The organism is Parasphingopyxis sp. (assembly GCF_052168295.1).
Classification (GTDB): Bacteria; Pseudomonadota; Alphaproteobacteria; order Sphingomonadales; family Sphingomonadaceae; genus Parasphingopyxis.
In genome coordinates this window covers 17321-41958 of sequence record NZ_JBQLZN010000089.1, presented here as the reverse complement: position 1 = coordinate 41958, position 24638 = coordinate 17321, and the positions used below count along the sequence as shown (strand labels likewise).

General features: G+C 62.7%; 20 protein-coding genes, 2 tRNA genes, 1 other RNA gene and 1 pseudogene. 7 read left to right on the top strand and 17 right to left on the bottom strand.

Going from position 1 to position 24638, the window contains the following annotated elements:
• Positions 1 to 139: 139 nt before the first annotated feature.
• The 5 genes from ACTS1Z_RS14480 to ACTS1Z_RS14460 form a co-directional block, all read right to left on the bottom strand.
• Positions 140 to 2404 carry an efflux RND transporter permease subunit gene (locus ACTS1Z_RS14480; RefSeq protein ID WP_442625180.1) on the bottom strand — a complete coding sequence of 755 codons (2265 nt, stop codon included), beginning with the start codon at positions 2402 to 2404 and terminating at the stop codon, positions 140 to 142.
• Between the two features lie 5 nt (positions 2405 to 2409).
• Positions 2410 to 2958, bottom strand: coding sequence for an SRPBCC family protein (locus tag ACTS1Z_RS14475; protein WP_442625179.1), 549 nt, complete (start codon positions 2956 to 2958; stop codon positions 2410 to 2412).
• A 202-nt stretch (positions 2959 to 3160) separates the two neighbouring features.
• Positions 3161 to 3757 (bottom strand): hypothetical protein, encoded by a 597-nt coding sequence (locus tag ACTS1Z_RS14470; protein ID WP_442625178.1) that lies wholly within the window; start codon positions 3755 to 3757, stop codon positions 3161 to 3163.
• Between the two features lie 10 nt (positions 3758 to 3767).
• Positions 3768 to 4214, bottom strand: coding sequence for a DUF4214 domain-containing protein (locus tag ACTS1Z_RS14465; RefSeq protein ID WP_442625177.1), 447 nt, complete (start codon positions 4212 to 4214; stop codon positions 3768 to 3770).
• A gap of 25 nt (positions 4215 to 4239) precedes the next feature.
• Entirely contained in the window at positions 4240 to 4473 is a 234-nt protein-coding gene (locus tag ACTS1Z_RS14460) for a hypothetical protein (RefSeq protein ID WP_442625176.1), read from the bottom strand.
• 279 nt (positions 4474 to 4752) lie between these two features.
• On the opposite strand from ACTS1Z_RS14460, the gene ACTS1Z_RS14455 reads away from it, so the two are divergent.
• Both ACTS1Z_RS14455 and ACTS1Z_RS14450 read left to right on the top strand, forming a co-directional pair.
• Positions 4753 to 6627 (top strand): sensor histidine kinase, encoded by a 1875-nt coding sequence (locus ACTS1Z_RS14455; protein ID WP_442625175.1) that lies wholly within the window; start codon positions 4753 to 4755, stop codon positions 6625 to 6627.
• A complete protein-coding gene (locus tag ACTS1Z_RS14450; protein WP_442625174.1) occupies positions 6624 to 7265 on the top strand; it encodes a response regulator transcription factor in 642 nt (213 codons plus the stop codon). Before ACTS1Z_RS14455 ends, ACTS1Z_RS14450 begins: the two co-directional genes overlap by 4 nt.
• A gap of 238 nt (positions 7266 to 7503) precedes the next feature.
• On the opposite strand, the gene ACTS1Z_RS14445 is transcribed toward ACTS1Z_RS14450, so the two are convergent.
• From ACTS1Z_RS14445 to ACTS1Z_RS14435, 3 genes are all read right to left on the bottom strand, one after another.
• Positions 7504 to 8805 (bottom strand): hypothetical protein, encoded by a 1302-nt coding sequence (locus tag ACTS1Z_RS14445; protein ID WP_442625173.1) that lies wholly within the window; start codon positions 8803 to 8805, stop codon positions 7504 to 7506.
• 71 nt (positions 8806 to 8876) lie between these two features.
• Complete coding sequence (locus ACTS1Z_RS14440) at positions 8877 to 10562, bottom strand: alpha/beta fold hydrolase (protein WP_442625172.1); 1686 nt, start codon at positions 10560 to 10562, stop codon at positions 8877 to 8879.
• 247 nt (positions 10563 to 10809) lie between these two features.
• Positions 10810 to 11055, bottom strand: coding sequence for a hypothetical protein (locus ACTS1Z_RS14435; RefSeq protein WP_442625171.1), 246 nt, complete (start codon positions 11053 to 11055; stop codon positions 10810 to 10812).
• A 145-nt stretch (positions 11056 to 11200) separates the two neighbouring features.
• Between ACTS1Z_RS14435 and ACTS1Z_RS14430 the strand changes: the two are divergent.
• The 3 genes and pseudogenes from ACTS1Z_RS14430 to ACTS1Z_RS14420 all read left to right on the top strand — a co-directional run.
• A pseudogene (locus ACTS1Z_RS14430) lies at positions 11201 to 11686 on the top strand (ATP-binding protein); the annotation flags it as partial.
• 98 nt (positions 11687 to 11784) lie between these two features.
• Positions 11785 to 12288 carry a DUF805 domain-containing protein gene (locus ACTS1Z_RS14425; protein WP_442625170.1) on the top strand — a complete coding sequence of 168 codons (504 nt, stop codon included), beginning with the start codon at positions 11785 to 11787 and terminating at the stop codon, positions 12286 to 12288.
• Between the two features lie 59 nt (positions 12289 to 12347).
• Positions 12348 to 12432, top strand: a tRNA-Leu gene (locus ACTS1Z_RS14420).
• 223 nt (positions 12433 to 12655) lie between these two features.
• Here ACTS1Z_RS14420 and ACTS1Z_RS14415 read toward each other — a convergent pair.
• The 4 genes from ACTS1Z_RS14415 to ACTS1Z_RS14400 form a co-directional block, all read right to left on the bottom strand.
• Positions 12656 to 17746, bottom strand: coding sequence for a hypothetical protein (locus ACTS1Z_RS14415; RefSeq protein ID WP_442625169.1), 5091 nt, complete (start codon positions 17744 to 17746; stop codon positions 12656 to 12658).
• A 78-nt stretch (positions 17747 to 17824) separates the two neighbouring features.
• Positions 17825 to 18919, bottom strand: coding sequence for a hypothetical protein (locus tag ACTS1Z_RS14410; RefSeq protein WP_442625168.1), 1095 nt, complete (start codon positions 18917 to 18919; stop codon positions 17825 to 17827).
• Between the two features lie 88 nt (positions 18920 to 19007).
• The gene (locus ACTS1Z_RS14405; protein ID WP_442625167.1) at positions 19008 to 19469 is read right to left on the bottom strand and encodes a hypothetical protein; all 462 of its coding nucleotides are present in this window, start codon (positions 19467 to 19469) and stop codon (positions 19008 to 19010) included.
• Positions 19470 to 19481: 12 nt separating this feature from the next.
• Positions 19482 to 20414, bottom strand: a complete 933-nt coding sequence (locus tag ACTS1Z_RS14400) for a hypothetical protein (protein WP_442625166.1) — start codon at positions 20412 to 20414, stop codon at positions 19482 to 19484.
• A gap of 350 nt (positions 20415 to 20764) precedes the next feature.
• Between ACTS1Z_RS14400 and ACTS1Z_RS14395 the strand changes: the two genes are divergently transcribed.
• Positions 20765 to 20841: transfer RNA gene (locus ACTS1Z_RS14395), tRNA-Asp, on the top strand.
• Here ACTS1Z_RS14395 and ACTS1Z_RS14390 read toward each other — a convergent pair.
• The 5 genes from ACTS1Z_RS14390 to ACTS1Z_RS14370 all read right to left on the bottom strand — a co-directional run bounded on the left by ACTS1Z_RS14390 (position 20830) and on the right by ACTS1Z_RS14370 (position 22500).
• The gene (locus tag ACTS1Z_RS14390; protein WP_442625165.1) at positions 20830 to 21039 is read right to left on the bottom strand and encodes a DUF2842 domain-containing protein; all 210 of its coding nucleotides are present in this window, start codon (positions 21037 to 21039) and stop codon (positions 20830 to 20832) included. The two genes, ACTS1Z_RS14395 and ACTS1Z_RS14390, sit on opposite strands and share 12 nt — an antisense overlap.
• On the bottom strand, positions 21036 to 21602 hold the full coding sequence (locus ACTS1Z_RS14385) for a 5-formyltetrahydrofolate cyclo-ligase (protein WP_442625164.1): 567 nt from the start codon (positions 21600 to 21602) through the stop codon (positions 21036 to 21038). The genes ACTS1Z_RS14390 and ACTS1Z_RS14385 overlap by 4 nt, the downstream gene beginning before the upstream one ends.
• 18 nt (positions 21603 to 21620) lie before the next feature.
• Positions 21621 to 21797: non-coding RNA, 6S RNA (ssrS, locus tag ACTS1Z_RS14380), on the bottom strand.
• A 12-nt stretch (positions 21798 to 21809) separates the two neighbouring features.
• Positions 21810 to 22118, bottom strand: coding sequence for a cell division protein ZapA (locus tag ACTS1Z_RS14375; protein ID WP_442625163.1), 309 nt, complete (start codon positions 22116 to 22118; stop codon positions 21810 to 21812).
• Entirely contained in the window at positions 22111 to 22500 is a 390-nt protein-coding gene (locus ACTS1Z_RS14370; RefSeq protein ID WP_442625162.1) for a hypothetical protein, read from the bottom strand. The genes ACTS1Z_RS14375 and ACTS1Z_RS14370 overlap by 8 nt, the downstream gene beginning before the upstream one ends.
• A gap of 158 nt (positions 22501 to 22658) precedes the next feature.
• Here ACTS1Z_RS14370 and tkt point away from each other — a divergent pair, with 158 nt between their 5' ends.
• A complete protein-coding gene (gene tkt, locus ACTS1Z_RS14365) occupies positions 22659 to 24632 on the top strand; it encodes a transketolase (protein WP_442625161.1) in 1974 nt (657 codons plus the stop codon).
• Positions 24633 to 24638: the final 6 nt, after the last annotated feature.

Here is a 24638-nt window from a genome sequence, read left to right as displayed (position 1 = left end):
CCGGACCGTCCGGTTCCGGCCCAAAAGCGGATATTCGCCGGGTATCTTCAGATACGGAAGCGACGGGTCGCAGTCAGGAGTTTTCTCGTTTGAGCAAAGTGGATTGGTCGATGCCCAGTTGATCGGCCATCTCTTAGCGCTATCGCTCTTGCGATCGCTGACGTTCCAAAATGCTGAGCATTGCAGGCAGCACTATGAGATCAGCGACCAGCGCCAGCAGGAATACGGTCATGCAGATCTCGCCGAAGAAGCGCGCGGTTGGCATGGTGCTGAACAAGGACGCTATCAGGCCAGCGATAAGGATCACAGTGGTCGTCACGAGTGCCGGCGTAACGCGGTTCATGGCACCCACGATAACGGTTTGCCGCGTTTTGCCCGCGCCGGCGGCCTCTTGGATACGGTGGCGATTGAGCACATGAACGGTGTCGTCAACGGCGATGCCGAAGGCGATCACAAGGCCGAGCGCGCTCGTGAACTGAAGGTTCCAGCCGATCCAGTGCAACCAGGCGCCAACGATCACGATCGGCAACAGGTTGGGTAGGATTGCTGCAACTCCATATTGCCAGCGCCGATGCCAAAGTCCGACAATCAGCGGACACAGCAAGGCCGCAATCAGGAAGCTGATGGCGAGTTGCCTTATCATCGCATCGGAGAGGTTGGCGGCCAGGACGGTCAGGCCGGTCGCCGGCTCTACTCTCGCGGATTGGATCGAGACCGACGCTGCAGCCGCATCCGCTGCTTCGATGAGCGCGCGAGTCTCTTCGGCATGGTTGTCTGCAGTCATCAGCCGGATGATTAGGGTGTCTCCGCTGCGGCTGACGAGGGAGTCCGACACGACGGCAGGCAAGGACGCAAGGGCCAGCTGCACATTGTTCCAGCTTGGCCATTCTTCCCGCGCCTCCAGAACTTCTGCAACATCGGCGGCCGAACGGACCGGATGATCGGGAAAGCGCGTCGCCAATTCGGCGTGGACCCTGCGCAGATCGTCAAGCGCCGACGTCGTGATGCCCGACTCGCCGCCCGCGACCCGGAGCGGAATGTCGATCGACTGCATCGGACCGGCAATCGCTTCTACCCGCTCTAGCGCGCCGATGATTTCCGCATCCTCCTCGACATATTCGTAAAAGCGGAAATCCGTTTTGAGAGGGAGGAATATCGCCAAGACTGTAATGGCCGTCGCGGTCCCCAAAGCGGCGATCCGATAGGGTCGGGCCACGATCCAGGTGAAGAGGGATTGGGTCGGCAGGCCGCCGATTATGCCGCGGCGCGACCGAAGGAAGGCATCCCGGGCCGGCCCGAATTTCAAAGCCAGAACGAAGATGAGCGGATGGACAAAGAGCACGACAAGCAATGCAATCGCGACGGCCAGAACGCCACTTAGCGATAACGACTGGATCAGGGGAGAATCCGAATAATAAAGGCTTGCGAAGGCGATCATCGTGGTTAGCGATGTGAGGATGCACGGCGGCGCTATGTTGCGCACCATTGCTGCGATGGCCTGTTTCCCGTCTTCAGTCTCAGAATAGGTCTCGCAAAACTCGAAAGTCATGTGAATGCAATCGGCCATCGCCAGGACCAAGATGAGCACCGGCAGCGCATTGCGAACGACATTGATCTCGAACCCGAGCAGACCGAAGGCGCCAAGTGACAAGAACAAGGCAAGCGCCGGAGCGATCCCGTTCAAAGCAGCAATCCAGAAGCTTCGAAACAGAATCAACGATATTACAAAGCCCAAGACTATCCCGACCAGGTTGATGACGATCTGATCGCGCGTCACTCCGTCGATGATCCACTCTCTGATCGGCACCATGCCGGTGAGCTGGACATCGAGATCATGCGCAGAGCCACCGGCCATGACCGTGCGCAGCCTGTCGAGCACCGGTCTTGCCGTTGCCAGATCCTGCAGCTCATCGCTGAGCGAGACGACCATCACGCTCGATCGTCTATCTTCGGAGACAAGCGGCTGGTCGATGGCGGCATAGTTGCTACCGGCTCTTCCGTCCCGCGGGGGATCGAGGAGGCCCGCCAGCTCTTCGGCCGGCATCGTGCTGACATCGCCCGCTTCGGGGTGGAAGGTGTTGACACCGAATCCCGAAAAAACGGCCTCCACACCGCTGATGGCCTGGATCGCAGCTATGGAGTCGCGCTGCCATGCCCATTGCGCTGCGGTGAAAGGCTCGTCGGATTCGGCGAGAATGATCGCGGTGGTATCCGATTGCGCAAACTCGTCCACATGCGCCACATATGCCGCATATTCCGGGTTCGCGGAGCGGAAGATCGATCGGGTGCCGTCGTCGAAACTCAGTTGCGCCATGCCGGCCAAAGCGATTGCGATGAGTGAAATGACGATCGCGAGCATCGCCCAAGGCGCGGTGAGGGGCGCGCTCGCAATACGATCGAGCAACCTCGTCAGACTCTCCACCGTTGCGGCGTTCTGAACCGTTTCAGATTATGCGGAAATGTGGGTGCATCCGGCTGGAACTTTCGAGGGCTCTCCCGGCGCTCCTGCATAAGTCGCGCAAGGCCTTTCTGGCCCTGCCGCATCGCCCAGCGATGATTCCAGACGAAAACGGGTTTGAGGATCTTCAGGAAGGGCTGCAAATAGGGTTGTCTGACGGTGACGGACCAGGTGACTTCGGCTTGGGTTCCGGGACCGGTGGAAGAGAGGGCGATCGTCCCGACCCCATCAAAATCCCCTTGAGTTTCGATGACCAGGCGATCCTCGTCCACATTTGCAATCCGCGCGACGAATTGAAACGAATGCGGCAGAAACCCCTTGGTGAAGCAACGCATTGAGTAACCGTTCCGTTCGGCATCTCCTTCAGCGACGGTTTCCGCATGCAGAAAAACCGGTGCCCACCATCGCGTAATCGCGAGTGGATCGGCCAGCACAAGTCTGAGCTCGTCCACCGGATGATCGAGCCTCCAGGTGGTGTGGACCAGGAATGGCTCAGCCATTGACGAAACTATACCAGCCGGCACAATTTGCTCCCCCCTTTTTGGCTGCGCTCAGAAGCTAATTCTGCGCACGCCGCGTTGCATGCGGTCTAGTGAGGCGCGGTTGCCAGTACCGAGATCAGAGTCACTGTGTGCGTCCAAAGGCAATCGCTGAAGAGTCACGATCTGGGGCGTCGCGCTTTGAGAAAAGACGATGCGACGTTCAATTTCCCGGCGTCCCGCACACGCCACCATTGGCGCCCGGCCGTCTTACGCAGCCGCTGGTGCCGAGCAACCCGCTGTCATAGCAGCTATTGGGCGGGCAAAGCGGCGCACGGCTATTGCCGCGCGGCTGGCGCGGGCAATTATAGGCGTTGAGCGACATGGTCACTGTGCAACCGGTGCAGCCGCGCGTCGTCTTGACCAGCTGCACGAGAAACTGTCCGTCATACGGCCCAGCCCTGAACCGGTGCGTATAGGCGCCGACATTGCGTGCGCCGCCCAGATAGCGCCGGGTTTCGGCGTCATAGACGAAGGCGTTAAAGCGGAAACGGCCGTTGGGCCGGATATTCAGCGTGTAATTGCCCTCGCCGAGCCCGATTTCCTGATGGAAGAAGGTCTGGTCGTTGGGCGCGTGGCGCGTCACCCAGCGGTCGTTGCGCTGATTTTCGCAAAAGCGGAGCTGACTGCTGTTAATGCCGCCGCTCTGCGCATAGGTCCGCGCTTCTGACGGAGCCGGCTGCATCGCTAGCCCTGCCAGCCCGCCGATCACCAGCAACAAGGCCAGGGCGGCGATTCCGGACGCCGTTTTCCTGTGCATCACGGCCTGTTCAGCGCCGGCTTTGATAGGTGTTGTAATAGCCGACCAGCGCCCGGGCATAGCCTTGAGAAATGCCGGTGCGCCGTGCGTGCCAGCCGCCAGAACTGGCCGAGGCTCTCCAGCGGACCGTGTTGCCGCTGGCTTGCCAGTAAATTCCCCAAGTGCCGCCGGGTCGGCCGTATCGACGGATATATTCGTCCGATGTCATGAAACGGGATAGGACATCGAGACGCGAACGCGGATCGGATGTCACCTGCGCCGCCCAGGCCGCGACCACCGCGGGGCTTTCCGGCGCCCGGCCCAGAACGCCGTTGTAAAGCGATGTGACGAAGTCGGCTGGCGCCGCGCCCCAGGCGATCGCCCCGGGACGGGATACGGCATCGGCGGGCGCGCTCGCCAGCGTGGCGGAAACAGAAGCAGCGGCAAGCATCAGGCTGTGTTTGAGCAGTTTTCTCATGGCGGGTCTCCTTGGCCAATACCGGTCAGAAATTGGAGGTGAGGCAGGCGGCGCGCATGTGCGTACGCGATCCCGTGCCGGTCCAGACGAGGTTGTAATAAGTCGGTAGCGGGATCGTCTGGCCGACAAAGAGCGGCCCGTCGAACAAGACGCCGCCTGCGCGGTTGGCGATCGTGGCCGAAATGCCAGGCACGCGCAGCTCGGTGACCGTGACGCCGGTAAAGCTGCCACTCCCGAAAGAACTGCCCTGGAAGCTCACCCCGGTGTCCAATCCCGCCGGCGAGACTGGCAGGCACATGGGGGTTTGGGCGGCGGTTGGGCCAGGCAGACCGATTGCCGCGCATCCGATAAGGGCAGCGCATGTCTTGACGGCCATGGATTTCAGCCTGTGCAGTGTCATCACGATGGCCTCCTCGGGCGCCGAATTCGCAAACCAGAATAGGGATCGGGCGGCGCGCGCCTATCGCGTCCCTTGCCTAGCGGGCTAGGCACATGTGCCTATTGGCGCGGGCAGGCGCGGGGATGCTATTGTCACCCGATGCTGCGCCCTGCGCTTCTGGGCCGCCTGTTCGGGTTGATGCTGATGCTTTGCGTGGCGGGTGTCGCTTTCGCGGCAGCCAGCGCGCCCGAGCCGCGCCCCGCGCCGCGGCCCGCCGAAGGATGGCCGGTCGCTTTCGATTTGTATCACGATCCCACTGGCAGGATGGATGTCACGACGGTCGCCGCGCGCGAGGATCTCGATTGGCGGCGCACCGAAGTCGCCTTTGCGCGCTACGGTACCGGTACGCTCTGGCTGCGGATACCGGCGCTTTCCGATTCCGAGATACTGAGCCTCAGCAACATGCCCGATCGCGCCGTGCTCTACGAACCCGCGCCGGGCGCGTTCGATTGGCGCGAGCAGCAAACCGGCGACACGCTGCGCGCGGATGACCGGGCATATCCGGCGGCCCAACCCGCCTTCCGGCTGACTCCCGATTTGCCGGGACCGGGCGATCGGTTCCTGAAGATCGAGCAGCCCAACTGGCTGAATTTCCGCTTGCAGGCCTGGCATGAAGAAGACTTCCGCGCCTATATCGATCGCGCGCAGATCATCCGCATTTTGGCGCTCGGCTTTTGCGGCGCGATCATCTTCTACAATCTCGTCGTATCGGTGCTCGCCCGCGACCGGATTTTCGCCTTTAACGCGATGACGATCCTGTCGCTTGTGCTGCTCGATGCGTATCTGACTGGCACTGGCGGCTACTGGCTATGGCCGGATGCCCCTTGGCTGTCGAACATCGTGCTCGCCCTGTCGATCGGGATGACGATCTTTTTCGGGTCGCAATTTATCGGACTGATGCTGCGTCATGGCCAGGCCGGGCCGCACACACTCGCCCAGATCCGCTGGAGCGGCTATGCCGCGCTCGGCTTGGGCCTTTCCGCGATCATCTTGCCATATTGGTGGCCGTTGATCCCGCTTGTGCTGCTCGCTGTCGCCTTCGTGCTGGTGGTGCTTTTCCATGTCATGCGGCTGGCGCTCAAAGGCGATGCGCATGCTGGGTTGCTGGTCGCCCCGTTCGCACTGGCCGTGGTGCCGGGGCTCGCGCTCGTCATGGCGAGCGCCTGGGCGGGTGCGCAATTTGGCTGGCTGCGGGATCATCTTCTGGAATTCACGCTAGTCTTCGAAGCGCTGGCCTTTTCGCTCGTGCTCGCGGCGCGGATGCGCTTGCACATGGCCGACGCCGCCGACGCCAAGAGCGCGCTCGCCGAACTCAAACAGCAGGCCGCCGAACGCTTCACTCGGTTGCAAGATCAGGAGCGTGCGCGCATCGCCGCCGATCTGCATGACAGCCTTGGCCATACGCTCGCGATGGCCGGCGCACAGTTCGAGGCGCTGCGAAGCCATAAGGGGCTTGATGACGAGACCCGTGAACGGGCGGATTACGGACTGGTGACGCTGCGCGAGGCGATCGGTGAGACGCGGCGGATCAGCCATGCGCTGCACCCGACTACACTTACCCATCTGGGCTGGCAGCAGGCGCTGCGTACCATGGTCGAGGACTTTGCGAAAAACAGCGGGTTGGAGGCGGAGATTACGATTCACTGCCCGCAACAGCAGCTCGACGAGGCGCAGCAAACCCATCTGATCCGGCTGGTACAGGAGGCGCTATCCAATATCGGCAAACATTCCCAGGCAAGCCAGTGCAGGATATCGGTGCGCGATACGCGCGAGGGGACGGCGGTCGACATCGCCGATAACGGCGTCGGGATCGGCGATGCCGACCGGCTCGCCGCGCTACGCGAGGATGACAGCGCGCTCGGGCTCTTCTCGATGCGTCAGCGCGCGGCGCAGCTTGGCGGTGCGCTGGCCATCGCCAATCGTGAAGAGGGTGGGCTGCGCTTGTCCTTTACCATTTCGAAGGACGCCCGATGACGGGAGGGCCGCTGACGATGCTGTTGGCCGACGATCATCCGGCGTTCCGCGCCGGCGTGCGGCAGTATCTCGAAGCCGCCGGGCGTTACACGATTATCGGCGAGTGCAGCGATGGCGAGACCTGTCTGGCGCGGCTACGTGCGCTCGATCCCGACTGGGCGATCATCGACCTCGCCATGCCGGGCAAGACGGGCTTCGATGTGCTCGCTGCGGTCGGCGATGAAACAATCGGCACGCGCGTGCTGATCTTCTCGATGCATGCCGATACTGCATATGCGGAACGTGCGCGCGATCTCGGTGCGAGCGGCTTTATCGCCAAGGAAGACGCGCTGACCGAGATCGATTCGGCGCTGGCCATGCCGCCCGGCCAGTTTTTTCAGAGTAGTGCGGTAGGTGCCACCCCGAAAATCACGCTGGAGACCGGTGACAGCGCGCTGCTCGACCGGCTGACCGGAGCCGAGCGGCGGATCGTCGCGCTGCTCGCCAATGGCAAGACGAGCAAGGAAATCGCCCGTGCCTGCGAGATCAGCCCCCGCACGGTCCAGGCGCACCGTCGCAACATCGCCGACAAGCTCGACCTGCACGGTCCGAATAGATTGCTCGAATTTGCGGTGCGGAATCGAAAGCGATTGATGTGAGGGCTGAGCGGGCGCATCCAGCATACCGCTTTCGGCCCAATGGCAACGGCTGTCTTGCGCCCCAAAGCTGAAATATTCCGGCAATCTCAGTACGAACGGCGAATCACAAAATATAAACCTGCCGAAAAATCCGGAATTGCTTGGGATAGCGCCAAGCGTTATCCGCCCGGCCCCAATCGCACTCGCAGCCGCACCCCACCGCCATAGGACCAGACATCCTCGGTCCGCAATTCGGTGCTCAGCCCGTCGAAAAGACCTGATCGCCGGAATTGGGATTGAAGATCGCGCCGACATCGGAGCGGTATTCGACGTCTCCGAATATCCCGATCGAGAATCCCGAACCCAGATGTAGATCGAGCCCTGCTTCGGCCCGGCCATGAAAGCCGATCCCGCTCTGCGAATCCTCGATATTGAGACTGAAGTTCCCGTCCGGTGGCCCGGTGAAATTGTTGCTGTTGGTTTCGGTCGATTCCAGCGAGCTGTCACGGACGTAGATGCCCAGCTCAGTCATGATTGTGGCGAACAACGGATCGGCCAATCTCGCCCGAACCTCGCTGCCAACGCCCAGCTCGAAAAAATCCTCATCGACAAACTGTTCGCGGGTCTGGCCGAACTCGAAGGTGAAGCCATTTTGCGTGCCCGACCCGTTCGCCTGGCCGAAATAGTTGCGATCCGAATGCGTATAGCTGCCGCGGCCCCAAACCTGCCCGGCCACGCTTCCCGAATTCCACTGATAGACCCGCACGGCCCCGCCGACCGACCATTCGGTGACCTCGACCCGGGTTTGCGCATCGAGCCCGAAGGGCGTCGCGATGCCCGAGCTGCCGCCCGGCGATAGATCGCCATAGACCGTGCCGCTGTCGATCCCCCCACCGCCCGGTATCAGAGCGCTCGTCTCGCCGTCGCCGTCGCTGTAGCCGAAAAACACTTCCAAGCCGTCGCTGCGCACACGCCCTTGAGCCCGGAAGCGCAAGACGGAGTCGATGGCCGCGCCGAATCCTTCGGGCGCCTGGCCAGGCGCGCCTTCACGCCGAAAACCGATGCCGGTCTGCGGCACGCCTGACTCTCCAACCCAGCCGTGAAATTCGAGGAACTCTTCCATGGAAACCGGGTCGGGGATTGCCTCTTCCGGTGCTCCGCCAAACGCTTGGGTCAATACCGCCCTGCCGCCATCGCACGGATGGTCGGACGGGTGGCGGAATGCTGAGAGAAACTGGTCATACTGACGATACTGTTCGAGATACTCGTCCCGTGCCGCCGCATTGTCCGCATTCTCGGCATTTTCTCTGAGCGCATCGCGCGTGGCGCGAACTTCACGATAGAAGCGGCCATAACGTTCGAGCGCGTCCTCGCGATCGAAACCCCCATGCCCCTCGGCCGAACAGATGCCGTCCATGGTCAGCAATTCGCGAGCCGACGGATCGTTCAGTACGATATTGCGGCCGTCGTCGGCTTGCGCCGGAGCCGGCGTGACCAGAGCGGCCAGTCCGATGGCTAAAGATGCGCTCGCAGCGCGGAGTGCGAATGTGCGGTGTGCCATGATCTTTCCCCAGTTTTGACCCGGAGAAAGAAATATCAGGCAGCGGCGCGAGCGCGCATCACCCGCGCGGGTTAGGCCTGTTCGAGGCGCGTTGAGAATTCGCCCAGAAGCCGGACGATCTCGCGGTAATGCGTATGCTGGGCCAGCTGTCCGGCCCCCGCAATCTCTTCGACGCGGATATTCGCGTGGCGCTGCGCTGCTGCGCGCGCCCAGTCGATCGGGCAGAAATCGTCTTCCGTGCCGGTCGCGTAGACCATCGGGCATTTGAGCGCGTCCAGCCATTCCGACCAGTCGTCGAAAATCCGCATCGCATCGCCGATAAAGCCGTGATAGCCCCCGTCGCGGACGAGCTTCATCCCCTCGCGGGTCAACTCCATGATCGTCTCGTTCTCCAGCGCTGCGGCATCGACAGGCCGCCCGGCATAGGTTTGCCGGATCAGCTTGTCCTCGCCGCCCGCCCGGGTGATGTAATTGGCGATCACGCGCAGGAAGAAGCGCAAGGCGAGCGGGCTGGCCTTGGCAGTGCGCGCCACGCGCAACAGCGGTGCGGGATAGGAGTTGATCATCCGCTCTTCTGTGATAGGCACCCCACCGGCTATCGCAAATACGCCGTCAACGAGTTCGGGATGGCGCGCGGCCGCTGCGCAGCCATACAGAACGCCGCTCGTATGGGTCATTAGGACAGTGCGCGATATGCCGAGCCCGGCAAGCAAAGACGGGAAATTGGCCGTCCATTCCTCAACGATCCTGCGCCGGTCGCGCGGCGGATCGGAACGGCCATAGCCCGGACGTTCGATGCGTATCAGCTGCCAGCCGGCCGATGCGAGTGCGTCGATCATCTCGTAACGAAGGCCATGACCCAGCGTCATACCATGCAGATAGATCAAGGGGCGTCCGCGATCTGGCCCATCTGAAATCACCGCCAGTCTTGTCCCGTTGGCCAGTGTCAGGAAATCCGATTTGGCGGCGTTAATCGGCCTGGTCAGTCGGGCCCGCCCCGCGTCCGCCAGCAGGTGCAGCCGAATGGCCAGCATGATTGCAGTTTCGCGATTTTCGACGCCGAGCTTGCGATAGATGGACTTGGATTGGGTCTTTAGCGTTTCGGGAGACCGCCCACGCCGCGCGGCGATAGCGGCGAAACTCTCGCCGCCATACATGGTGTTCAGCAAGTCTATCTCGGCCGCAGTCAGCCCGAATTCGCGCTCCCACACGCTGCGCAGCCCGTCATCCCAGTCGCCGCGCGAGGAGCGGACGCAGATCAGTTCGGCAGCACCTTCATGCGCGGCCGGCAAGCGGCGAAAGGAGAGGTGAATCTGCCCGCCTGTGTCCAGATCATCGAGCGCCAGCAGGTGCACCGGCAGCTTTGCGGAACTAGCAACCTCCTGTATCGCGGCGCGGATTTGGTGCTGCGCGCTGTTTCCCGTCGCGATTGGCCAAATATGGCTGGCGGCGTTCGGGTGTTCGTGCTGCCAGGCGGTGTTCGCGGCGACGACATCGCCGCCGCGATCGATCAGCGCGGCCGGACCCGGCTGCGCGTCTGCATAGGCCGTCGGCGATATCTCGCTTTCGCCGGCATGTTCGAGCCGTTCGACAATAGCCAGCGCCTGATCGATGTGATGCACGACCGGATCTTCATCGGCGTTCAGAGCCTCGTTCAGATAGGCGTCCCATTGGGTAACGAACTCTTGGTAGGCGCGCGGGCTGAGCGCCACTTTGTACACTTGGCGAATGGTTCGGAGAATCAGTTGCTCGTTCACCATCCTCCCCCTTGCTCGTCTTCCTAGAGGATAAAGCTAACCGAATATGTGGAGCAAGCCCGGGAGATCGTATGGCGTCCAGTTCGAACGCAGGTCGATCCATGCGCATAGAGCAATGGCGATTCCAGACATCGTTCGTACATGCAGAAGGCCGCCAAAAGAGGGAATCGTTGCTTTGTTGGATGTCCGCCTTCGGCCAGAAGCGGACGTTCGTGGAATCCCAGCTTAGGATTAGAATGCGCCGCAGCTACGGCTTCTCACGTTTGAGCAAAGTCGATTGGTCGATACCCAGCTGGTCGGCCATCTCTTGGCTCGTCAGCCCAAGTCTCCAACGCTCCTGGCGTCGTGCTTCGCCGTCAGATTGAGGGGCGGGAAGGGGATCATAGCCCAACCATGCAATGATGCGCGGATAATATCGAGGATGGCCGATGCTTTTCTTGCCATTTTCCCAGTCACAGATTGTATGAGGGTTGAGTTTGAGCGTTTCAGCCACATCGATTTGTCGCAAGCCTCTTTTCTGACGCTCGCGCTTGATATGCTCTCCTACGGTCTTTGGGTTTTCGAGTATTTCGCTCGGACGTTCAATTTTTCGTTTGATTTCAACATGTGGGAGCAATCCGAAGCCAAACTGCGCGAAAGCAACACAAGGGTGCCGCTGCGGCCATCTCGGCGATGCCGCGCTTGCCTGTTCGCGCGCGCCGAAATGCGCGGCCGATTATCAGGCCAAGATTTCCGGCCCGCTGCTCGACCGGATCGACCTACATGTCGATGTGCAGGCCGTGTCCGCCGCCGATCTGACGCTGCCACCGGCGGCCGAAGGATCGGCAGACGTCGCTGCGCGCGTTGCCACGGCGCGCGCGCTGCAGACCGAGCGCTTTGCCGACCAAGGCGTGCGGACCAATAGCGAGGCCGATGGCGAGTTGTTGGACAGCGTGGCGACGCCCGACGATGCGGGCCGTACGCTTTTGGGTCAGGCGGCCGAGGCGATGCGGCTGACGGCGCGCGGCTATTCGCGCGTTTTGCGCGTGGCGCGCACCATCGCCGATCTCGCCGGCGAAGCGACGGTCGGGCGAGTCCATGTCGCCGAAGCGCTCAGCTATCGCCGCCAGCCGCCACGAAACTAGCGACCATGACTTGCATCACAGCCGCTATTCCCGGAATTAGTGTCTAATCGGCACAAGACCGACGGGGCGCATGATCTTTTTTTGGGAAGGGAAGAGTCATGGAATGGATGTTTATGCCGATCCGGCGTTATGCGGAGTTCAGCGGCCGATCGCGGCGGATGGAATATTGGATGTGGGTGGTGTTCCAGTTCCTGCTCAGCATCGTTTTCTTCATTCTGATGTTCGCGGTCGGCGGTGCAGCCGTCTTGGCGGCCGGCAACGATCCGACGGCCGCGGTCGCTGCGGGCGGGGCGATCGTCGTGGTGTATCTGTTGATGCTGCTCGTTTCGCTGGCGCTGTTCATTCCGGGTCTCGCGGTGACCGTGCGGCGTCTTCACGATACGAACCGGACGGGATGGTGGATACTGGCGCCGGCTGGCGGATACATTCTCGCGTTTCTGGGCGCTGGCCTTGAGTCGACCGCCATCTCTTTGGTCGGTCTGCTCGCCGCGTTCGCCGGCGCGATTACGCTGCTGGTCTTCATGTTCCTCGACGGCACGCCCGGCCCGAACCAATATGGCGACGATCCGAAGGGCAGGGGTACGGCCGAGACATTCGCCTGACCGGTGCGAGCCGCTTGCGGACTGCCCGGCGCTCGGCTAATCGGCTCCTCCTACTACGGGCCTCTGTGGCGGAATTGGTAGACGCGCTCGACTCAAAATCGAGTTCCTTCGGGAGTGCCGGTTCGACTCCGGCCAGAGGTACCAGATTTCTTCGTCAGAATTTTCCTGGCGGGTGCCGCGCTCGACCGAAAGGTCGAGTCTGACAGATAACGCCCCATTTTCCTGTCCTACACGCAGTAACGCATGATAGATTGCGCTGCCGATATGGAGACTAGAGGTGCAAGCTGGAGATAGCGCGCCATTTTAAAGCCGATGGACCGGGGGGCTTGCCCCGGGGCGTGTCAACCAGTGTCAACCGGCGCCGGTTCTAGAAGCCGAGATCGCGGAAGGTCTGCTGGTCGAAGCGCAGGCGGAAGGTGACATAGGGGCCGTCGCGCGTATAGCGGGCCGCCTCGAAGTCGCGGTCTTCGAAGCCGGTAATGTTATAACCAACTGAAATCCATGTGTTTTCCATGGGGCTGATCCCGACATTCGGGCCGACCGACCAGGTCCAGGCGCGCCCGCCATTGCCTTCGCGCACGCTGGCCGAGGCGCCGATGTCTATCGTTTCGGACAGGTCGAACCGGGCATCGGCGCCGAAGAGGTTGCTCCAGCCTTCGACATCGGCAGTGCCGAAGCGGTCGGAGACATACCGTGTGCCCCAGAAGAAGGTGAACTCGCTCCGGTCGAGCCAGTCGCTGCCGCCGAACATGCTAAGCACCGACGTGGTCGGCGAATAGTTGAGCGAGAAGCTGTTGACGATGCGCCGCGAGCGCTGGTCGCCATTGACGAGCAGCGGCGCGCTCCCGACCGGGCCCGGCTGGCCCGCGACGGCATTTGTGATCTCGTCGCTCCTGAGCTCGAGCTTGTTGAGGAACGACCAGTCGCTATAGGCCGGGCGGTGCGCGATCGAAATCTCCAGCGACGTCACTTCGCTCGTCGCGCCGCCATCCTGTTCGGCGCGCAGCCAGGAGAAGGCGCCGCCGACCGCGCTGCCCTCGCCGATCTGGCGCAGCAGCGACGTGGTCAGGCCGTAACGGTTCTCGCGTTCGCCATCGCGATATTCGGCGCGGCCAGCCCAGCTCCAGCGCTCGCCGCGATAGGTGGCGCCGGCGGTCACGGCGGTGAAGTCTTCGGTGAGGATCGGGTTGGTGCCATTGCCGATGAAGCCGCCGCTCGCGACCGGCTGGGCCGGATTGAGTATTGTATCGGGATCGATGCCGCCATTGAGCGTCTTGTTGCCGTCGAGCGAGAAATCGAGCGACCAGTGTTCGTCGAGCACGAGCGACTGGGCGAAGCCATACGCGGCGAAGGTGCGCGGGCCATATTCGGCGATATCCTGCTGATTGCCGGCGAGCGAGATGCGCGCGCCCGACCATGGCGCAAGATCGAAACCGACCCGCGCCGTTCGCGCATCGACCGTGTCGCCCTCGGCGATCTCGTAGCCGCCGACCAGCGTCAGCCAGTCGGTCGCCGCGAAGCGGGCCGTGAACTGGTGGCGCGCGGGGAAATCGACGCTCTCGGCATCGTCGAGCGCAAATTCCGTCTGCGCGTCGAGCGTCAGCCGGTTGTCGAACAGTCGCTGGGTTACCCCGAGCCGGAGCAAAGTCGATTCCAGCGTCGATCCGTCGCTCAATTCGTCATTGGCATAGACGATGCCGAGTCGGCTGTCGGTCGAGCCGCCATGATATTCGAGCAGGGCCTGGCCGGCGATCCGGCGTGCGCCCGTCGTCAGGAAATCCTCATGCCAGCCGCTTGCGGCCAGCGAGAGATTGCCGCCGATCCGGACACGCCCGTCGAAACCGAATTTGCGCGTGCCGGTTTCCGCGCCGCTCAGCTGGCCGACGCCGAAATCCGCTTCCTGCTCGCGCGCATAGGCGAGGATATCGATGTCCGAGCTGTGATGCTCGGCTTCGACCAGCCAGGCGGTCGCGGTGCCCGGGTCCTCGGCGTTTGGCGCTGCGCCGTTGCCCGGGTCGCTGTTGCTGGCGGCGAGTTCGGCGCGGATCTCGGTGGAGTCGGTCGGCCGCCAGCGCACGTCGATGCCGCCCATATTCGTCTCGCGCTGATTATCGTCGTCGCGCAGGGCGGTGATGCCGATGCGGAGGCGCTGGTCCGCCGTGTTCCACGTCACCCGGCCGCCGGCATTGATGCGCCGCGCGGCGACGCCATCGACTTCATATTCGACGACGATGATCTGCGGGTTGAGAGCGGAATCGCGGCTGAGGATCGGTTCGCGAAAGCGGATCGTGCCGTTGAAGTAATCGATATCGTAATCGATGTGCCGGACCAGCGGCTGGGTCGACAGGACGATATTCGAGCGGAGCCGGTCGCGCACTTCGATGGTGATCCGCTCGCTGTTGGCGAGGATCTGCGTGCTACCGATGGCATAGGGGCCGGTCAGCCCGTTGCCCTGTATCTCGACACGGCGGAACCGGTAGGGCGTGTCCGCGACGAAGGCCGTCGCCGACACCCGCTCGTTGCGGAATTCCGCCCGCGCGCCGTTGAAGCTGCGATTGTAGCGGGCGAGCTGGGTCTCATCGAAACCCGTCTCGTAATCGCCGAACATCGCATAGAATTGCGGGCGTTCGAGCCGGAGATAGAGCCTGCGGACGCTGGCGGCATCGAACCGGCGCTCCGAACGGTCCGCATAGATCGTGTAATTCTGGTTCGGGTCGATAATGCCCTGGAAGCGCGTTTCGTCGCGCTCCGCATCGCTGTCATAGGCGAGCGTCATCAGCCACTGGCCGGTCACGCGGCCGCGCGCATAGAGCGCGAGCCGCGCATCGGTATACCAGGTTTCCGCGTCCGCCCCGATCTCCTCGAGATTGCGATCGAGATGGTTGAAGCCGACCGTACCGGCGGCGAAACCGACGATCGTCCAGGGCCGGTCGCCCGGCTCGAGCCAGGTCTCGATACGCTGCTCGCGCGTCACTTCGCCGTCGCGGAACGGGAAGGTGACGGATAATGTGCCGCTGACCGTGGTCGGTTCGAGCTCGATATAGGCGATGCCCTCGTCGCCCTCGACACGCCAGACGGGCGCGGCGCGCTCGAGCCCCGCCAATTGGCGCGCCTGCTGCGCATCGGCCTCGACCGCCGGGAAATAGGGGGCGGGGACTGCAAAGTCGCCCGTGAGATCGTGATGGACGGGGCGGCCGTCGCGATCGGTCAGGCGCACAGCAATGAGCGGGCGCGAGACGCCATCGGCAATCAGCCGCGACCGTTCCGGTACCAGCTCTGCACGGATCGGCGCGTTGCCGAAATGGACCGTCCGTTCCAGCGTCTCGACCGTCGCGCCGCTGGCGTTGAGAACTTCTGCGACAAGGCGATTTTCGCGCGGTTCTATTCCGATGCCGCGCCACTGGCTGACCGCCACCGTGCCCGCCGCATTGGTCCGCAACCCTTCGAACGCGACCGATGCCACCTGTTCGCCGTTGAGCGACAGCCGCACCGACTGACCGGGCAGATGCTTGATTGCGACGCGGATTACGCGGGTGCGGGGGTTGTGGTCAGAAGCCGGGAAGAGCCAGGCGATGCCAGGCTCCTGGCCTTCGAGCCAGTCGCGTTCGCCGCCGGCCGCCTGGACGTCGGACAGCGGTTCGGGACGCTCGACGGCCGGCGTAGCGCCTTCCGGTGCCGCGCGCGGTTCGACGGCGCGTACGCGGAAATCGGCGCGGTACAATCCGCCGCCACGGCCTTCGACGAAGCGGGAGAAGGCCCGGCCGGCCGAACGGGTGTTGCGCGCGCAGTCCACCGCCGCGCGGTCCAGCGGCAGCGTCGATTCATCGATCTGGACGACGTGCAGGCCCGGCGTCACGGCTTCGAAGTGATAGCGGCCATCCGCGTCGGTTACCGAGTAGCTGCCATCTTCCATCATGACGCGCACGCCGGGAACGCCTGTGGCCGTACGGGGATCGACGCCGCATCCGCCCTCGGTGATCCGGCCGATAATCGTCATGCGGCTGGCGATCGTCTCGCGCTCGATCCGGACCGCTGCATCGACGGTATCGCTGACCTGACCGCGATCGTCTTCGGCGTACGCGCTGTTGATCGCATCGCCTGCGCGCGCCTGCGGCAGCACCTCCGTGATATAGGTCAGGGTCGCGGTCGCGCCCGCCGCCAAGGCCGGGACGCGGACGGAAAACTCGCGTCCGTCCGGCGAGATTTCGACGCCCGTTGCGATCTCGGTGCCGTCCAGGCGCAGCGAATCGGGGCGCAGTCGCAATTGCGGCGGCAGAGTGTCGCGAATGGTCAGCGGACGGGTCGGCCGCGTGGCGTCCGTACTGCCGACGCGGATGCTGAAGAGTATCGGGTCGCCGGGTTGCGCCAGTTGACGCGACGCGGCTTTCTCGATGCGCAACGGCGCTGTCGGTTGATCCACCGGTACGTCGATCTCGATCGAAGAGGGGCCACCGATATCGAATGGCTCGCCATAGGAACCCAGGACGATGTCGTAGGGATCGCCCCGAGAATCGACAAAAGCCGCAAGTTCCTGCGGCGACGCTTGCGATATGTCTGTATATGGATCGGGCGGTTCGACGATCAGCCGGTATCGGCCCGGTGGAACGACGGGGAAGAAGAAGTCACCCGGACCCGGACTGTATGTCACGCCGCGACTGTCGGTAACGGACTGGCCTGTCATCACGGTCGACGGATAATCGGAGAAGCCGTCGTTCCCGAACAGTGGCGCCGGTTGCCCGCTGTCTGCATCGACCAGCGTAATCCGCGCGCCGTTAACCGGATCGCCGGTCTCGCTGTCGAATACCGTCGAGCCGAAGCTTTCGAGAATATCGACGACGAGTTCGCGAAACTCCCGTACGCCGTTTTCGCCGGTTGCCGCGATCCGAAGTTCCGAACCGGGGACGACGGAGAGCTCGCAATTTTCCGGTACCGGCTGGGGTGGCACCGCGACCGTATATATGAAGCCGACAAAGATACCGGTGTCGGCGGCAGTTTCTCGGAGCTCTATACGCTCTCGGTCGCCCTCTTCCGTTTCTATAACAATTTCATAGGTTTCCGCAGCATCGGGATCGCGGTTGGCGGCATCGAACTCGACCATGAAGACAAGCGGTTCGCCGGGGCGAATGGCCGACGCGCCGCTTACGGTGGCGGGCGCGATCGGCTGGCCGACGAAATTCTCGCCGAGCGGCGGAGAGACGTGCGGCGGCGCTGCGACGCAGTGCGTGCTGTCCAGTGCGATCTGCATACCGCCGCCGCCACCGCCGGGGCCGAATTGGAACAATCCAATTTCCGGGGGCGCCCCGTCTAACGGCTCGACTTCGAGATCGATCTGGTTCGAGGGACGACGAACGCGTTCGCCGCCTTCATCCCATTCCGCATAGGCGATGTTGCTGATCGTCTGGGCGTGCGCAACCGAGCCCGCTGCGAACCATAGCGCAGCGAACAGTGCAAATATCATTGCACATGCCAGGAGGACCGGTTGGCGCATCTCGTGGAGCCGCGGCTGCGGGATTTCCCCGCAGCCCTGCTCGTCCCTCTAATCGATTACCGCACGGAAGGTGACGATTTCCGTCGTACCGGCCGAAACCGTGCCGATCGTCGCCGAAACGGTACCGGCCGCGAACGAACCGCCCGCTGAGCCCGTGCTGTTGTCGCAGCTCGTCAGCGTATCGTCGGCAGCATTGCTCGGCGTCCCATTGTCATCGATCGTCGCGGAGCCGCCGATCACAATCGACGATGCGACGAAGGTCGTGTTCGCCGGCAATGTGTCGGAGATCGCGACATTGGTCGCATCCGCGCCGCCGGCGGCATTGGTCACCGCAATACAATATTCGACCGTTGCGCCCGGAATATTGTAGAATTCCGTCGCGCCGGTGATCGGATAATTGACACCGAGGATCGTGCTGCCCTTCAGCGCGCTCAATGCCGCGGCCTGGACGGTATAATCGTCGTCATCGAAGGCTATGCCGTCGAAAACGCCATCGGCGTCGGCGAACACCGTGTCTTCGCTCGCGGTATCGCCGCCCGTCGTTTCGGTGATCGCGGCGCCCTCGGCACCGGTCACGCCGTCATTGCCCTCGCGAGCCGTACCCGTGAGAGTGACGTCGGCCACATCCCCGGTTGCGCGGCCCAGTGGCACATCGGCGACGACGAAAACCCGGCGGGTTTCGTCGCGCGCCATCTCATCGAGATAGGTGACGACCGGTGAATCCGCCGCGCTGTCAAACACGCCGTCATTGTTCACATCGACGTAAATTTCGACATTGTTCACGTCGAAATTGTCCGTGCCTCCATGCGCCGCAGTGCCGCCCACGATCTGCGAAGCCGCAAGCCGGATATCGATGATATCGTTCGACGAGTTGGTGACGAGGAACGTCGTGACGGCATTTTGCTGTCCCGGCGAAACCGAAGTCGTCGCATTGCCTTCCTCGGCAACGACGATGTTGATCTTGCGGTCCACCGTGAACGTGTCCGATGCCGTTACCGCATCCTGCCCGACACCGCCCACTTCATAATTGACGGTAACAGTGTTGGTAATGCTCGACCCGGCGGCGGTGCCCTCCGCATATGCAGGGCTCACGGCCAGGGCCGCGAGCGTAACACCGCTGACAGAGACGAGATATTTCGTCATGCATTTCATTATCTTAGTCCTGCTTCTGTCTTCGTCAGCACCTTTCACCCCCCGGCCCGCTGGCGCTGTTTGGCGGTTTCATCTGCGGCTATCTCACGACGCCGCGAAATCTGAGTTGTCCGGATCCGCCGGCCGCAATCGGCGCGGTCAGCGTCCAGCGAATATGCGTGACGTCCACAGGCTGCGCGGCACGATCGACGCCGTCTTCACCGGTCACGCGAAGCTCGGTCAGCGCCGCGAAATTCTCGCCGCCGTCGACCGAATAAACGGCACCGGAATCGATCGCTTCGACGAACGCCACGGCGTCGGGTATCGGATTGGTGACGACGAAATTCTCGGCGGGCTCGGCCCCAGTATTTTCGTAGCTGAGAACGAAGACCAGGCTGTCGCCGGGCACCACGCGCGTCGGCTCTTCCATGGTCACGGCAACATTGCCGTCGGCCTGCTCGACGCTGCGCTCGACGAACACCTCGCTGTCCAGCGCGACCTGATTGGCCATGGCGACACCGATGGGTGCGACAAGGGCGAGCAAAGCGAAAAGATACTTCATAACCATTCTCCGTCAGTCGATAACGACTTGAAATTCAATGATTTTGCTTGAGCCGCCGGCAATCGTGCCCAGCGCGACTGAAATCGCGCTGCCGTCATAGGCGCCGGCATCGGCGTCGGTGGCGTCGGTCAGGGAAGTGCCGTCCAGCGTGATGCTGTCATCGACATATGTTGTGTCGGCGGGAATCGAGTCGGTGATCGTGACATTGGCGAGCGAGCCGCTGCCCGTGGCCTCGGCGACCAGGCGATAGGTGACGACGGCGCCGGGCACCTGCGTCGCGCCGCCGAAGGGATCGACCACGGTTGCCGATTTGGTGAGGTCGAGATCGGCGTCGACGATTGCATAGAAGCCGCTATCGTCGTCCGACGCGCCGGTCGAGCCGACTACAGCATCGCCGCCGCCTTCGCCCTGTCCGGCGAATACCGTGCCCGGCGCTCCGCTTCCCGTCGCGGCCGTGCCGGTGAGCAGGACTTCGCTGCGCTCGCCATCGGCGGCGGACGGCATATCGCCCAGGATGAAGGCGGTGATGCTTTCATCTGCCGCCAAAACCGGCGGAGAACCGGCATTATAGAGTGTGTCCGTGCCGGCATCATATACGCCGTTGCCATCCGTATCGACGAAGAGCGTCACGGCATCGGGATCGAAATCGTCACCCGCGCGATTGTGATCGATAGTCAGAACGACCGGTTCGGGCCCGTTACCGCCATTGGTGACGGTAAAGGCAAGCACGACATCATCCTCGTCGGGTGCCGCCGTGACGTCGCCCGGGTCCGCCCAGGTTACGGCAATATCGAGCAGCTCGTCGACGATAAGCGATACGGTGTTCGAGTCGACGGTGACGGTGGATCCGCCATCGTCATAGGATGCGGTTGCCGTGTTCTCGATCGGCGTGCCCGCGGGCGTGCCCGCGGCGCTGGCGGCGGACGCGAGAAATAGCGGGCTCAACGCAACCAGCCGGACAGGCAAGCGCCATGCAGTAGACTTCGAATATTGGCGTCGACAGATCGACATCCCGTAAACCCCCCGGAATGAACAGTGACATTCGAGGGCGTAGATGCCGCATTAACGCTAATAAGCCGTAAACCAAGACAGGTTTTCGGGAACTTTTTCTCAAATTCTACGTTTCAAGCCGGTTTTTCTCAGATCCGTGCTCGAACTATTAATAACTTCTATTTGATCAGGGTAAATAAAGAGTAAATGCGAGATCGCCCGTTGGCTTGATCGCGGCAGGCTGGAGTCAGTTTGCTTGACAGGGGCAGGCGCCTACCCTAACTGGCGCGTCTTCAACGCCTCACGCGGGTGTAGCTCAGTTGGTTAGAGCGCCGGCCTGTCACGCCGGAGGCCGCGGGTTCAAGTCCCGTCACTCGCGCCATTTCCCGGTTTCCATCCACATCAGCAGCGGTTTGAGCGGCAGGATCCAGACGATTCCGGCCGCCAGGTAGATCGGCGCCTGGATGAGCGCGTGCAGCTCTCCGATCGGCCCCGCAGCGCTGGCGACGATGACCGCCCAGACGGTGATAATCGCAATAATCAGCAGGGCTCCAACGGGTTTGCGCCAACTTGGCGTCATGACGTCATCTCCATAATTCTGTCGGGCGTAGCGACATAGTCGAGCGGCTCGTCCCACGGGTCGGCCGGGATCTCGTCGGCGATCTGGCATTCCCAGGCGAGGCCGATCGCCGTGATTGGACGGTTGGCGCGCAGTTTTGCCAGTGCACGGTCGAAATGGCCTTGGCCCTGTCCGATGCGATTGCCTTTGGCGTCGGCGGCAACGAGGGGGACGAACAGCGTATCGGGCGTAATCGCCGGGCTATCCGACCCGGGCTGCATAACGCCAAACGGACCGCGCTCGAGCGTTTCCGATCTGGCCCTGAATTCCATCTCCGATTCCCGCGTTTCGAAATAGGGCAGGGCGACCGCATGCCCTCGGGCCTCGAGCTGCGAAAGAAGCGTGGCTGGATCGAATTCTGACGCCATCGCGGCATAACCTCCGACGCTGCCGGTCACGATCTGAGCACGCTCCAGGCGGCGGGCGAGATTCTCCTGCTGCCGGGCGATGTCGGAATTTTTCGTTTTTGAAACAAATCCTTGCCTCTTATTCTTGAAGTATTGTCTCAATTCATTCTTCGTCATCGTGCAGCCTGTTCGGGTGGCGGGGCCGCCATGGCCGTTTGCCCGAAAATCCTCTGACGCCATTAACGTCAGGTGGGCGCCATATGCACCGGATCCGGGCTCTATTTCAAACCCCGCAATCCGGGCAGGGACAGCTCCCTCGGATGTTGTATCGCCTCAGGGATAATCGCAAAGGCGCGTACCGGGCAGCGCCCGCCGCCCTTCGATCTAGGTGCGCCCGGCGTCCGAAGCAAGATCGTCGCCAAGTGCCGTCAGCCGGTCGGCGAGTTTCTCGAGATCGTCCAACGTGCCGGCGGGAAGGCCCGTGCTCGTCCGCAGCTCGTCCGCCTCGTCAGCCAACAGCAGCGCGGCGAAAAGCAACACGCGCACTTCGCTGAGATTTCCGCCCACGGATTCCTGCGCGAGGCTGGTCTTTGCGTCGACCATCTCGCCGAGCTTCGTCAATCGCGCTTCTTCGCCGTCGCGGCAGGCGACCGTATAATTGTGACCGGCGATACTCAGATGCACTTCAGCCATGATTTGCCCGCTCCGCCTTGCCGATCACCTGGTCCAGGCCCGCCAGCGTCGCCTCCGCACTGGCCTTCAATTGTGCATATTTCTGCTGAAGTTCCTGGTATTCCGCCACCGAAACGCCGTTTTCGGCGGTATTGCCGGCTTCGAGGCGATCGCGGAGCCGCGCTATCTCCTCATCCTTGAGACGGCCGATATCGTCCGCATCGGCGCGCAGCTTGGCGATGGTCCGATCCCGGTCCTCCAGTGCCGATCGGGCCGATTCGAGGTCGGCCTCCAGCTGCGCATTCGATGTTGTATCCGGCTGTACCGAATTGCGGGCCTTGCCGATCGCGTCGGCGGCTTGCTCGATCTTGGCGATGGCGCGGGCGAGCCGTTCCTTATCCATCGGCTTTGCATAGCAGGAAAGCGCTGCCCGGCAAGCCTGTGAGAGCGACGGTTGACGATGACCGCAGGACAGACCAACTGATCGCGCGCGCTCGCGAATCGCGAGGCGGTCTGCCGGCTTTCCGCAGCAGCCGGACCGGCGGCAACAGGGGAAACCAGATGACCGTCACTCATATCCAGCTCGCCAATGCCATCCGAGCCCTTTCGATGGACGCCGTGCAGGAGGCCAATTCGGGCCATCCGGGCATGCCGATGGGCATGGCGGATGTCGCGACGGTACTCTTCACAAAGTATCTGAAATTCGATCCGCAAGACCCTGAATGGTTTGACAGAGATCGCTTCGTGCTTTCGGCCGGCCACGGCTCGATGCTGATCTATTCGCTGCTGCATCTGACTGGCTATGCGCGCCCGACGATGGACGAGATCAAGCATTTCCGGCAGCTCGGCAGCCCCTGTGCCGGCCATCCGGAAAATTTCCTCATGCCGGGCGTCGAGGCGACGACGGGACCGCTTGGCCAGGGGCTCGCAATGGCCGTCGGCATGGCGATCGCGGAGCGCCACCTGAACGCGCATTTCGGAGACGATCTCGTCGATCACCGGACTTGGGTCATCGCCGGGGATGGCTGCCTGATGGAGGGTATCAACCATGAAGCCGTGGGCCTTGCCGGGCATCTCCAGCTTGGCCGGCTGATCACCTTCTGGGACGACAACAACATCACGATCGACGGCGAGACCGATCTTTCGACCAGCGAGGACGTCCCGGCGCGCTACGCAGCGGCGGGCTGGCATGTAACGTCGTGCGACGGGCACGACCCGGATGCGATCCGCTTCGCGATTGAGGAAGCGCTTGCCGATCCGCGGCCTTCGCTCATCGCCTGCAAGACGATTATCGGTTATGGCGCGCCTAACAAGCAGGGGACGGCCGCCACGCATGGCGCAGCGCTCGGCGAGGACGAAGTCGCCGCAACGCGTGTGGAACTGGGTTGGGATGCGCCGGCGTTTCACATCCCGCCGGAAATCGGCGAGGCCTGGGCCGAAGCCGGTACGCGGTCCACCGATCTGCACGCGCAGTGGAAGGACCGGCTTTCGGGCCACCCGGAGAAGGCGGAATTCGAGCGGCGCATCGCGGGCGACCTGCCCGAGGGCGATGCGATGCGCGAATATATGGAAACATTGGCGTCAGAGCCGCCTAAAGTTGCGACGCGCAAGGCGTCCGAAATGGCACTGACCGCTATCAACAAGGTCTTGCCGGATACGATCGGTGGCTCGGCCGACTTGACCGGCTCCAACAACACGAAAACCGGCGCAACCGACCCGCTGACCAAGGACCATTATGGCGGCCGCTACATCTATTACGGCATTCGCGAGTTCGGCATGGCGGCTGCGATGAACGGCATGGCGCTGCATGGCGGCGTCATTCCCTATGGCGGGACGTTCCTGATCTTCTCCGACTATTGCCGCCCGGCGATCCGGCTGTCCGCGCTCCAGAAGGTGCGCGCCATCTATGTCATGACCCACGATTCGATCGGGCTCGGCGAAGACGGCCCTACGCACCAGCCGATCGAGCAGCTGGCAGGCCTGCGCGCGATGCCGAATCTTCATGTCTATCGGCCCTGCGATGCCATCGAAACGGCCGAATGCTGGGCGCTTTCGCTCAAACGTAAGGAAGGGCCTTCGCTGCACGCGCTGACCCGGCAAGGCCTCCCGCCGATGCGGACCGATGTTGGCGAGAATATGTGCGCCAAGGGCGCGTATCGCCTCCGCGCGGCCGAGAATGACCGGCAGGTAGTGCTCCTGGCATCCGGTTCCGAGGTGCATCTGGCGGCGGAAATCGCCGAAAAGCTCGAATCGAAGGGGATCGGTGCGGACGTCGTTTCGATGCCGTGCTGGGAGTTGTTCGAGGCGCAGGACGATGCTTACAAAGCCGATATTCTCGGCGGGGAAGAAAATGTGCTGCGCGTTTCCATCGAAGCGGGGGCGACATTCGGCTGGGAACGTTATACGGGCCCGGATGGATTGAATTTCGGCATTGACCGTTTCGGCGGTTCGGCGCCGGCCAACATGCTTTTTGAATATTTCGGACTGACCGAGGCGGCGATCACGCCGCAGATCCTGTCCGCTCTGAAGAATTAAGGGAGA